The sequence below is a fragment of the Halomonas sp. hl-4 genome, from assembly GCF_900215475.1.
Taxonomy (GTDB): Bacteria; Pseudomonadota; Gammaproteobacteria; order Pseudomonadales; family Halomonadaceae; genus Vreelandella.
Window position 1 is genome coordinate 4,029,768 of record NZ_LT907845.1, and the last position, 12,163, is coordinate 4,041,930.

The following is a 12,163-nucleotide window of genomic DNA, read 5'->3' on the forward strand; positions in this document are numbered from 1 at the left end:
GCGGATATGCACGGTGACACAACAGTGCAGTCTGGGTGCAAAGAAAAGTGAAAAATAAGCCGAAAATCTGACCAGGGTCTGGTATCGCTAAAAAAACATGCGACAATGTATGTAAGCACCCAGATCGATATTATTGAGGAAAAACGCTATGCTGCGACTCCCTTCCACGTTGGCTTTTAAGGCCTCTCGTCCTCTTGCCACGCAGCGTATGCTGCTCCCTGCGCTGCTGCTATCGATATGGTCGGTTCCCGCATGGTCGGCGGACCTGATCACCATCACCCGCGATGCGCTGGAAAACAATGCCGAATTGAGTTCGGTGCGTTCGGAAAGCCAAAGCGTCGAAGCGGGGCGGGACGTCGCCCGTGGCGACCTGCTGCCCCAGGTGAATGCTTCGGGCAACGTGGCGCACAACCGCCAGTATGAAAGCCAAAGCGGCGCCCAGGCCGGACAGGCGGGGGATGGCACAGGCAACACCGCCGGCAATGACGATCCTTTCAATAGCGTCAGCCTGACGCTCGAAGCCTCGCAGGCGCTGTTTGACGCGCGCAACAGCCGTGAAGTAACGCAAGCCGAGCGGCAGATCGACCAGCAGGTCTACGTGCTGGCGTCCACCGAGCAGCAAGTGCTGATCGATGTGGCAACGGCGTACTTTGATATTTTGCGCGCCAACGACATTCTCGATGCGCGCCTAGCTCAGGAACGCGCCATTGGCCGTCAGTTGGAGCAAGCCGAAGAGCAGTTTGAGGTCGGTCTGATCGCAATTACCGAAGTGGAAGAGGCTCAGGCGAGTTTCGATCAGTCGCGTGCTGAACGGATCGCCGCGCAGAGTGACTTGCAGGTGAGCTTTGAGGCGCTTGAGCGTTTGACCGGCCAGCGTTATGCCAACATTGAAGCGCTGAGTGACGACTACCCCATTGAACAGCCCAGCCCCAGTGATCGCGACCAATGGGTGGATCTGGCCGTGGAGAACAACCCGCTGGTGCTCGCCGAACAGGCGGGCGTTGAAGTTTCCCGCAGCGGTGTCGGCGTGGCAGAAGCCCAGCGCTTGCCTACCTTGGAAGCCTTCGCGAACTATCAGTACGCCGATAACGATATCGATGGTATCGAAGGGCACGACACGTCTAGCCAGGTGGGGCTAAGCGCCAGTTGGCCGCTGTATACAGGTGGCAGCACCCAAGCCAGCATTCGCCAAAGTACTTATCAGTTGGAAGCCAGCCAGTTCGACTTTGAGGCTCAGCGCCGTGACACCGTTCAGCAGGTGCGCTCGCTTTACACCCAGGTGAGCAACGATGTCTCTACGGTAGATGCTCGCGAGCAAGCGATCGTTTCCAACCAAAGCGCGTTGGATGCTACACGAGCTGGCTACGAAGTAGGCACCCGTAATATTGTCGATGTATTGAACGCCGAGCAAAACCTGTACAACGCGATCTCCGACTATGCCCAGGCGCGCTACGACTACGTGGTTAATCTGCTGTCGCTGCGCCAGCAGTCCGGCCGTTTGGACGTTGAGGCCGTAGAAGACATCAACGCGTGGCTACAAGGCGATGAGATCACCTTTACGTTGCCAGAGGATAGTGACTCAAGCAGCGTTACCAACATTGGTGAGCGTCCAGAACTTGAGCAATAAAGATACTTGTTAGCGGCGCCAGTGGCTGTCAAATATTTTACATTCATACATGTATGGTTGTAGTCTGTGTCGGTTTATAGGCGCCTCAAGGGAAGAAAGTAATGAAAAAGATGTTTTATGGCGCTCGCAGCGCGCTCTTGGTGGCGGGTGTTAGCGCGTTGCTGGTGGCCTGCGGCCAAGAAGAGCAAGCGGAGCAGCAAAGCAGCGAACAGCAAGAAGCCCCACCACGCCCCGTTGAGGTCATGGAAGCGGAAAGGCAAGATCTCCCCCTGGATAAAACCTACTCATCACTACTGCGCAGCGACGAAGAAGTCACCTTGGTAACTCGCGTGAGTGGCTATTTAGAAGAGCGTCACTTTGAGCCGGGCGGGTTTGTTGAAGAAGGTGAGCGCCTTTACTCCATTGAGCCCGACGTCTACCGAGCTACCGTTAACCAGCGTGAAGCCGATTTACAGAGCGCCCAAGCTGAGCTTTCCCGAGCCCAGCGTGATGCTGAACGCTTTGAGCGGCTGCTAAGCCAAAACTCAGTAAGCCGCCAGGAATATGACCAGGCCCGCGCCGACCTTGGCGTCGCGCAAGCCAGCGTTGCCCAGGCGTCAGCGTCGCTGGAAAGCGCGCAGATAGACCTGGACTACGCCGAGGTCACCGCCCCGGTCGGCGGCATGATCAGCTTAAGTGAAGTCAACGTGGGTAATTTCGTTGAATCAGGAACCGAGCTCGCCACCATTACGCCGCTAGACCCGCTGGAAGTGCGTTTTCAAATGCCGCAAAACGACGCTTTTGAGCTGCGTCGTCAACTGCGTGAAGGCGAGTCGGTGGAAGATATTGGTGCCAGCCTAACTCTGCCAGGGCGCGGCGGCGAGCAAGACAGCAGCCTTGAAGGGCGCTTGGAATACCTAGGCTCGCGCGTTAGCGACAGCACCAGCACCGTTCAGGCCAGTGCCACCTTCGACAACCCCGACGGCGATATTCTGCCAGGCCAGTTTGTGCGCGTCAGAATTGATGGCTTGAAGCGCTATGACGTTTACGCGGTGCCTGAAATTGCCGTCACCCAAGGCTTAATGGGCCCGCAGGTGTTTGTACTGGATGAAGATGACCGTGCTCGCTCACGCACGGTTAGCCTGGGCGAAGTGGCTGGCCCCTGGCAAATTCTGCGCGATGGCCTGGAAGAGGGTGACCGCGTTGTGGTCGGCGACCCAGCGGGTATTGAGCCAGGCACTGCCATTGATCCGCAGCCGTTTGACGGTGATGCAGACGAAGTCGTCGAAAACGTTGAGGAAGAACAGGCCGAACAAGAGGAAGAAGCTGCCGAGCAGGCCGAGCAAGCCCAGGGCGGCGGTGCCGGTGGTGGTGAAGAAAGCGAAGAGGAAGGAGACTCCTCGCAATGAATTTCTCAAACTTCTTCATCAGTCGGCCGATTTTTGCCTCAGTTCTGGCGATTATCCTGACCATTATCGGCATCGTCAGCATGCGGGTGCTGCCCATTGAGCAGTACCCAAGCGTGGTGCCGCCTACTGTCTCGGTTCAGGCGCAGTTCCCCGGGGCCGATGCCGAAACCGTCGCGCAGACGGTGGCCGCACCGCTTGCCGAGTCGATTAACGGCGTTGAGGACATGCTCTACATGACCTCAAACAGCAGTGACAACGGCAGCGTATCACTTAATGTTGCGTTTGATATTGGTACCGAAGGCGATACCAATACGATCAACGTCAACAACCGCGTTCAGGGTGCGCTGTCGCAACTTCCTGAAGCGGTACAGCAGCAGGGCGTTACCGTTGAGCTGCGTTCAAGCTCGATTTTGATGTTTGTGGCGCTGACCTCGCCCGAAGGCGACTACAACAACGTCTTTATGCAGAACTACGCCACCCTGAACATTATTGACGAACTACGCCAGGTGCCCGGGGTCGGCGAAGCCGAAGTGCTGGGTGGCGGTGAGTTCGCCATGCGCATCTGGATGGATCCGGAAAAACTCTCGCAATACGATTTGACTCCCAGCGAAGTTTCCAGCGCTATTCAAGCGCAAAACACTGAAATTCCAGCGGGCAGCTTGGCGGCAACGCCACAGAGCGAGCCGCGTTCGTATACCTATACGATTACCGCAGGCGGCCGCCTGAGCGACGTTGACGATTTTCGTGACATAGCGCTGCGCACCAATTCAGACGGCTCGACCTTAAGGCTTGAAGACGTTGCCCGCATTGAGCTGGGTGCTTCCTCTTATGGTGTTGATGCGAAGCTGAATGGCGACTCCATGACGCCCATCATCATTAACCAGCAGCCGGGTGCCAACGCCTTGGAAACGGCAAGCGCGGTTAACGACACCATGGAAGAGCTGGGGGAACGTTTCCCGCCTGGGCTTGAATACGTGGTGCCTTACGACACCACGCTGTTTATTGATGCATCGGTTAGCACCGTGGTGAAGGTGTTTATTGAGGCATTTTTAATCGTCGGTGTGATTCTGTTTATCTTCCTGCAGAACTGGCGGTTCACGGTGATTGCCATGTCGGTGGTGCCGGTCTCGGTACTGGCGACGTTCGCTGGCTTCTACATGTTCGACTTCTCAATCAACCTGCTAACGCTGTTTGCGCTGGTGCTGTCGATAGGGATAGTGGTGGACGACGCGATACTGGTGGTCGAAAACGTTGAACGGGTGCTAAGCGAAGAAGAGGATATTAGCGTCAAAGACGCGACCATTCGCGCCATGAAAGAGGTGGGTGGCCCGGTTATCGCCACGTCGTTGATTATGGCGGCGGTGTTTATTCCGGTGGCATTTTTGGGTGGCTTTACCGGGCAGATATATCAGCAGTTTGCCTTGACGGTGGCGATTTCCGTGGCGTTCTCGGCACTTATGGCACTGACCTTTACGCCCGCGCTATCCGCCATCTTTATCAAACATAAGCCAAAGCACGCCCAGTCCAAATTTATGCGCGCGGTACAAACGCCGCTGCGTTTATTTGACAGGCTATTTGCCGCCATCACCGCAGGCTTTATGGCCATAGTGAAAGTGCTGGTGCGCTTTTGGGTGCTGACATTGGCGCTAACGGCCTTGGTCATTGCCGGCTCCTCGTGGCTGTATCAAAGCAACCCCACGACGCTGGTGCCGGAAACGGACCAGGGCATAGTGCTGGCCAGCGTGCAGTTGCCCGATGCAGCGTCGCTGGACCGCACCGAAGAGTACATGGCAGCGCTGAGCGAGCGGGTCGAGGCAATCCCAGGGGTGCGCTACTCCTCGGCGATTGCGGGCTATGACATTTTGTCGAGCTCGGTCAACACCGCCCGTGGCGTCATGTTTATTAACCTTGAGTCTTGGGAAGACCGTGATCTTAGTGCCAACGATCTGGTCGGGCAGATTATGCAGATTGGCGCTGAAATCCCCGGTGGCTCGGCCATGGCGTTTAACGCACCGCCCATACAGGGACTGTCGACCACCGGCGGCTTTACCGGCTACTTGCAATCGTTTGGCGGGGCCAGCTCCCAAGAGCTTTACGAGGCCGCACTTCAGGTAACCCAAAAAGCCAGCGAGCACCCGGCGCTTGAGCAGGTCTTCTCGACCTTCAGCGTTAACGTGCCCGGCTACCGCGCCGATATCGACCAGCAAAAAGCGCTGAGCTATGGCGTATCGCTGGAAGATTTGCAGACGACGCTTGCTAACACCTTCGGTAACGGCTTTGTTAACTATTTCAGTTATCAAAACCGTAACTTCCAGGTGTATATGCAAAACGAAGACGACTTCCGCTTAACCCCTGATGACACCAATCACATTTATGTGCGTGGGGGCGACGGCGAGCGGATTCCGCTGTCAGAGTTCGTCACCTTGGAGCGCGAGGCCAAGCCCGCGGTGGTGTCACGCTTCGGGGTTTACTTAGGGGCGCAGTTCCAGGGTGGCCCGGCGGAAGGCTACAGCTCAGCCCAGGCGATCGAAGCCATGGATGAGATCGTTGAAGAAACCCTGGGCCGCGACTGGGGTATGGGCTGGACAGGTACCGCTTACCAGGAAGCCGAGCTAGGCAATGCGGCTGTGCTTGCGATTGTCTTCGGCATCCTGATGGTGTTCTTGATTCTGGCGGCCCAGTACGAGAGTTGGTCTTTACCACTCGCGGTACTGACCTCTACCCCATTTGCCTTCTTGGGCGGCGTAGGCGGTATTGTGCTGCGCGGGCTGGATACCAGTGTGTACGTGGAAATCGGCCTGTTGGTGGTGGTGGGCCTGGCGGCCAAAAATGCCATACTGATTGTGGAGTTTGCTGAGCTACAGCGTAAAGAACAGGGCAAGAGCATTCGCGAAGCGGCAATCACCGCCGCCGAGCTGCGCTTCAGGCCGATTGTGATGACGTCGCTGGCGTTTATCCTCGGCACCTTGCCGCTAGCGCTGGCCACCGGTGCAAGCGATGTAAGTAGCCACCACATCGGCACCACGGTGGCGGTGGGCATGGCCACCGTGGCGATTTTGGGCAGCCTGTTCGTGCCCAGCTACTATGCCATGATCGCGCATGTTTCCGACTGGCTGGGGCGTAAATTCCGCGGTAAATCTCACGCGAATGAGCAACCGGCCCTGGAGCATCGCGAGCGCTAAACCCTCTACCCTCCAGTAGAAAATTGACGGGCATCATCGCAAGCGGTGATGCCCGTTTTTTATGCTGCGCTGCTACATGTTATTGCCGGTTCGTAAGGCTACGCTGAAAGGACAAGGCTCACTATACTGAGCCTAAGCGTAGGAGGGATGCGATATGGATACCGTACGCCAGCTGTTGGTTAGTTTTCCGTTTATCCTGTTTAGCTTATTGCTACCGCTAGTTGGGCTTTATTGGCTATTGGTCCTGCTACGGTTAGCGCCTGTCGAGCTGTTCGAGAAAGACAGTTTGCGCGATGATCATTTGGCGAGCGCTTTGGTCGCGCTAGGGTTTGTGGGGGTGCCAACCACTGTCGCCTTGAGTTGGCTGATTGTGCTGGCGGGCAGTATTACCCTAGCCGTAGAGTTGCTGGTATTACGCTGGCTGTCGGTAGGGCTGTTTATCATCCCCATCGGGGTGGTTTTATTGTGGGCAAGCTTTGCCCTGGCCTCTCCCATCGCGGAAAGCCTGTGTCGGCAGGTAGGGCCATGGTTTCATCGCCACAATGCCCGTCGTAGCTTGTTAGGCGAGTGCGTACAGGTGACCCAAGTAGCCAGCGATGGGCAACCAGGGCGTGCCATTCTCACCGATGACCCCTCTTGCGAGGTGCGGCTGTTGGGCAAGCATGACAGCTTAGAAAACGCGGGAGAATACCGCGTGCTGGTCAAATATCTGCCTAAAGAAGATGCTTTCCGCAGTGTCGCGCAAGAGTCGTTTATCGAGACCCGTACGCGGCTGCGTATGCTAAGAGGAAAGTCTGGGTCTGCTGGGCCTTTAGCCCATCATTAACACCTAGCTTGTGCTGCTGGCGGCGGCTGAACGGCGCATCATGCCAATCAGTTGGTTAACCAGCGGCGCTCCCCGTTCATAGATCGAAAAGCGCGAAGGGTCTCTAATCCATTCATGAAACAGGCCGGCTAGCATTGCCTGCAGTATGTCGGTCGCGACCTCGGGCGATAGATTCTCAGCGAGCATGTGTTGTTGTTTTGAGATCAGCAGGTGTTGGTAAAGTGAGTCGCGGCATTCATCAGCAAATTCCTGCTGCATGGCGATAGGGTCGATGTCGCTGAAAAATTCACAGCGATGAATCAAAATTGCATGCACTCGGCGTGAGCGAGGGTGCTGCTCAAAGCGCTGTAGGCCTTGCAGGCAGGCAAGCCGAATCGCCTCTAAAGATGAAACGTCGTGTTCCAAGGCTTCAATCTCGTCTACTAAGTCCTGAAACGGCATACGTACCCGCTCAAGCATAGCGCGAAAAATATCGCCCTTATTTTTAAAGTGCCAGTAAACTGCGCCGCGCGTCATGCCAGCATGGCGAGCGATTTGCTCAAGCGAGGTCCGCGCGACGCCGTGTTCCATAAACATATCTTCAGCAGCATCGAGTAGCGCCTCGCGCGTGGCCGCTGCTTCAGCCTTTGTTTTTCTCGCCATGGAAACACAACCTCGGTAACAGTATTTGTGTACAGATTTTATCTGATTTGGCAATTATTTTACATTCATTTGTGTATGGAAACGCATTGAAGTGCCTAACTTGCTTTGGGGGCTGTTATTTTTGTGCGACGCGGGTATAAAGAAGTGTAAGAAACGCTGTTTTTAAATGCCCGTAATGCGAGACAAACCACCATGGCTCGAGCCTCATTTCAATTAGCTGGGCATACCATTGCGCCCGGTAAACGATTACAAATCGACGTGCCGGTCGCACGCCTGTATACCCACACGCCGCTGCATATTCCCGTCGAGGTGGTTCACGGACGAAGGAGCGGCCCGGTGATGCTGGTGTGCGGTGGGATTCATGGCGACGAAATCAACGGCGTGGAAATCGTGCGCCGCGTCTTACGCGCAAAAGCGATTACCAGCCTGAGAGGAACGTTGATTGCCGTGCCAGTGGTCAATGTGTTCGCTTTTTTGCAGCAAACCCGCTATTTACCCGACCGGCGTGATTTGAATCGCTGCTTCCCGGGTAGCGAATCCGGCTCCTTGGGCGGGCGTATTGCCGCCTTGTTCCGTGAAGAAATTGTTGATCACGCGACGCATATTATTGATCTGCACACCGGGGCAATTCACCGCACTAACCTGCCGCAAATTCGCGCCCAGCTTAGCCCGGGCAGTGAAACCGAGCGTATGGCCGATGCTTTTGGTGCGCCAGTAGTGCTCAACGCTGAGCTGCGCGAAGGCAGCCTGCGCCACTATGCGCAAAGTCGCGGCATTCCCGTGCTGACGTATGAAGCCGGTGAAGCGCTGCGCTTTGATGAGTGGGCGATTGCACCGGGGGTTCGCGGCGTGCTGCGAGTGATGCGTCGCTTGGGCATGCTCAGCGGTGAGCAGCGCCGGCGGTCCCCAGCGCCGGCGGAAGTGGCCAATGGTTCAAGCTGGGCGCGGGCGCCGATCGACGGCATTTTGCGGCCTAAAGTCCGTTTGGGTGCGCGGGTGGCAAAAGGCGAAGTGTTGGGCAAGGTCGCAGACCCGTTTGGCAACGATGAAGACGACGTTCGTGCGATAGCCGATGGCATTGTGATCGGCATGAGTCGTTTGCCATTGGCAAATGAAGGCGAAGCCCTTTTTCACATTGCCCGTTTTGATGCCATAGAAGAAGCTGAAACGGCGATAGAAAGCTTTCATTCGAGCCTCACACCGCCGCCCGATTCGCTTTACTGAATGGTTGTTGATAACCAAAAACTATCGTTGTAATAGTTAGCGCCCTTCGGCCACGGATGGCGGGAAGGCCGTTCTTTAACTATAACTGATGACGTGACTAACGCAGCCAACTAGCCAGCCGCCGACGATTGGCAGCATAGACGGTGGCTGGGTGGTGACCGCGCCACCTCGAATGAAGGGAGAACTAACGATGGCAGGCGACAAGCCCAACTATACAACGACCGAAGCAGGCAACCCGGTTGCAAGCGATGAGCATTCGCTCACGGTGGGTCAAGATGGCCCAATCGTCATGCACGACCACTATTTGATGGAGCAGATGGCGGCGTTTAACCGAGAAATGATTCCCGACCGTCAGCCCCATGCCAAGGGTAGCGGCGCGTTTGGCCATTTTGAGGTAACCCATGACGTCAGCCAATACACCAAAGCCAACTTCTTGCAGAAAGGCGCCAAAACCGATGTGTTGATTCGCTTTTCAACCGTAGCCGGGGAAAGCGGCAGCCCAGATACGTGGCGTGATCCACGCGGTTTCGCCGTGAAGTTTTACACCGAAGAGGGCAACTTTGACATGGTGGGTAACAATACCCCCGTGTTCTTTGTCCGCGACCCGATGAAGTTTCAGCACTTTATCCACTCGCAAAAGCGTCGTGCTGACAATGGCTTGCGCGACCACGATATGCAGTGGGATTTCTGGACGCTTTCGCCTGAATCCGCTCACCAGGTGACATGGCTAATGGGCGACCGGGGCATTCCGGCCACCTGGCGGCACATGAACGGCTACTCAAGCCATACTTACATGTGGGTCAATGCACAAGGCGAGCGCTTCTGGGTGAAGTATCACTTCAAGACCGATCAGGGCATCAAATGCATGACCCAGGAACAGGCAGATGAAATGGCCGGTACTGATGCGGACTATCACCGTCGTGATCTGTTCGAGGCGATCAAACGGGGTGATTACCCGACCTGGACGCTGAAGATGCAAATCATGCCGTTCGACGACGCCAAAACCTACCGCATCAACCCCTTTGATCTGACCAAGGTGTGGCCCCACGACGACTACCCGATGATTGAGGTCGGCAAGCTAACGCTTAATGAGAACCCGACGGATTTTCACAGCCAGATCGAACAGGCCGCGTTCGAACCCAACAACATGGTGCCGGGAACCGGCCTCTCGCCGGACAAAATGCTTTTGGCGCGCTCAATCTCCTACGCCGACGCGCACCGTGCCCGGTTAGGAGTAAACTATAAGCATATACCGGTGAATACGCCCAAGAGCCCTGTTAATAGCTATGCGCAGGGTGGCGCCATGCGTATTCGTCATTCGACCGATCCGGTGTATACGCCGAACAGCAAAGGCGGCCCGGTACCTGACTCGCAGCGCTATCCGGAAGATGCCGTTTGGTCGACGGATGGTCAGTTTGTTCGTGCGGCTTACACGCTACGCCCCGACGATGATGACTGGAGCCAACCGGGCGCGCTGGTCCGTGAGGTAATGGACGATGCAGAGCGAGAGCGGTTGGTAAACAACGTGGTGGGCCACCTTTCCGGTGGCGTCACCGAGCCGGTCCTGGTGCGTGCGTTCGAATACTGGCGCAACGTCGACCCGGACATTGGCAGGCGCATCGAACAAGGCGTGCGCGGGCAGTAAGTCATCACTCCGGCCGTGGACTAAGCACAGCCCGTCATCGTTAAGCGGTGGCGGGCTGTTTTGCGTCTGAGGTGTGTGCGTCTGATGCGTAGCTTACTGACGGGTTAGCTGGCTCGCGTACCAGACTCAGCGCTTCGTCAAACAGGCGTAACCCCGCGCCGTCTTTATGGGCGTGTTCCGACAGATGCCGACGGAAACGCCGCCCGCCCGGGCAGCCTTGAAACAGCCCCAGTAAATGGCGCGTGATGTGGTTGAGCTTGGCGCCTTCGTCTAACCGCTTCTGGATATAGGGGCGAAACGCGCGTGCAGCGTCCATACGGCTGGCGGCAGGTCCCGGCGTGCCGAACAGCTGCTCGTCCACGCCCGCCAGCAGCCACGGGTTCTGGTAGGCTTCACGGCCCACCATGACGCTATCCACGTGTTCAAGCTGCGCCTGGCATTCTGCCAGCGTTTTAATGCCGCCGTTAATGCCGATGCGCAGTTCTGGATGCTGCTGCTTCAGGCGATGCACGCGGGGATAATTAAGCGGGGGGACATCGCGGTTTTCCTTGGGTGATAAGCCTTGCAGCCACGCTTTACGCGCGTGAACGGTAAACGTCTGGCAGCCCGCATCCGCCACAATATCAATAAAGCGTGCCAAGTCAGCGTCTTCATCCTGGTCATCGATGCCGATACGGCATTTAACGGTCACCGGGATCGACACCCCCGCCTGCATGGCCTTGACCGCCGCGGCGACCTTCTCCGGGTAGCCCATCAAGCAGGCGCCGATCATATTGTTCTGCACCCGATCGCTCGGGCAGCCGACGTTCAGATTGACCTCGTCATAGCCCCACGCCTCGGCAATCGCCGCGCACTCGGCAAGCTCAACGGCATCGCTGCCGCCAAGCTGCAACGCAATCGGGTGCTCAACCTCATCAAAGCCCAGAAAGCGCGCACGCGGCGAGCCATGCAAGATAGCACCGGTTGTCACCATCTCGGTATACAGCAACGCACGCGTGGTTAAGGTGCGCGCGAACGCTCTGTAGTCGCGTGTGGTCCAGTCCATCATGGGTGCAACCGAAAACCGGCGTCCAGCGTCTGCTGGGTTAACGTTCGTCATATCAATCACTTGCATCATATTGATGCGGTATGAAAAGCGTTTAAATACCCATCCTATTTCTCATCACCGAATTAACGGCACTCATCAGAGTGTGGCGACGACGGAACGAAAGGGCAGTACACCCAGCGTATTCGCGCAGGGCGTTTAATGGCGAGCAATTGTACGCAAAAAAGGCCCCTCAGCCCAGAGCCACCAGCGGCAAGTATTGCGAGAAGGGGCAATCGTCCTGGCGTATGTCAGTTGAGTAGTACATGTTGCCACTATGCTACTGCAGTAGTGCCAGTAGAACAGGCTGACCGAGCTGGAAGAAAGCCCCCAGACCCAGCAAAAGGATCAAGGATCCTAGGCTGAACCGAATGAATGGAGACGCGGGGAAATCGAACTTTAACCAGAGCCATTGGACATAGGCCCTGCCTGGTCTACGATGTGCCATGCAATAACCCTGTGTTGAAGGCGCGCCAACGCCTGATGTAATTAAGCCTCTGTCCCTCAAGACTGAGGCTTTTCATTATGGGCCCTACTCTACTGCT

General features: G+C 56.5%; 8 protein-coding genes. 6 read left to right on the top strand and 2 right to left on the bottom strand.

All coding sequences use genetic code 11. From position 1 onward, the window contains the following. Window positions 1-148: 148 nt before the first annotated feature. From CPH17_RS18865 to CPH17_RS18880, 4 genes are all read left to right on the top strand, one after another. The gene (locus CPH17_RS18865; RefSeq protein ID WP_074395767.1) at window positions 149-1,627 is read left to right on the top strand and encodes a TolC family outer membrane protein; all 1,479 of its coding nucleotides are present in this window, start codon (window positions 149-151) and stop codon (window positions 1,625-1,627) included. Between the two features lie 101 nt (window positions 1,628-1,728). Further along, window positions 1,729-3,015: an efflux RND transporter periplasmic adaptor subunit gene (locus CPH17_RS18870; RefSeq protein ID WP_074395768.1), complete on the top strand. Its 1,287-nt coding sequence runs from the start codon at window positions 1,729-1,731 to the stop codon at window positions 3,013-3,015. Next, window positions 3,012-6,197, top strand: coding sequence for an efflux RND transporter permease subunit (locus CPH17_RS18875; RefSeq protein WP_074395769.1), 3,186 nt, complete (start codon window positions 3,012-3,014; stop codon window positions 6,195-6,197). Before CPH17_RS18870 ends, CPH17_RS18875 begins: the two co-directional genes overlap by 4 nt. Before the next feature lie 154 nt (window positions 6,198-6,351). Continuing rightward, a complete protein-coding gene (locus tag CPH17_RS18880; RefSeq protein ID WP_096300812.1) occupies window positions 6,352-7,023 on the top strand; it encodes a hypothetical protein in 672 nt (223 codons plus the stop codon). A gap of 3 nt (window positions 7,024-7,026) precedes the next feature. Here the strand turns inward: CPH17_RS18880 and CPH17_RS18885 are convergent, their stop codons facing one another. Continuing rightward, the gene (locus tag CPH17_RS18885) at window positions 7,027-7,665 is read right to left on the bottom strand and encodes a TetR family transcriptional regulator (RefSeq protein WP_096300813.1); all 639 of its coding nucleotides are present in this window, start codon (window positions 7,663-7,665) and stop codon (window positions 7,027-7,029) included. A gap of 192 nt (window positions 7,666-7,857) precedes the next feature. On the opposite strand from CPH17_RS18885, the gene CPH17_RS18890 reads away from it, so the two are divergent. After that, window positions 7,858-8,889, top strand: coding sequence for a succinylglutamate desuccinylase/aspartoacylase family protein (locus tag CPH17_RS18890; protein ID WP_096300814.1), 1,032 nt, complete (start codon window positions 7,858-7,860; stop codon window positions 8,887-8,889). A 190-nt stretch (window positions 8,890-9,079) separates the two neighbouring features. After that, complete coding sequence (locus CPH17_RS18895; RefSeq protein ID WP_074395773.1) at window positions 9,080-10,534, top strand: catalase; 1,455 nt, start codon at window positions 9,080-9,082, stop codon at window positions 10,532-10,534. Window positions 10,535-10,574: 40 nt separating this feature from the next. Here CPH17_RS18895 and dusA read toward each other — a convergent pair whose 3' ends face one another. Continuing rightward, window positions 10,575-11,633: a tRNA dihydrouridine(20/20a) synthase DusA gene (gene dusA / locus CPH17_RS18900; protein ID WP_074398445.1), complete on the bottom strand. Its 1,059-nt coding sequence runs from the start codon at window positions 11,631-11,633 to the stop codon at window positions 10,575-10,577. Window positions 11,634-12,163 lie beyond the last annotated feature (530 nt).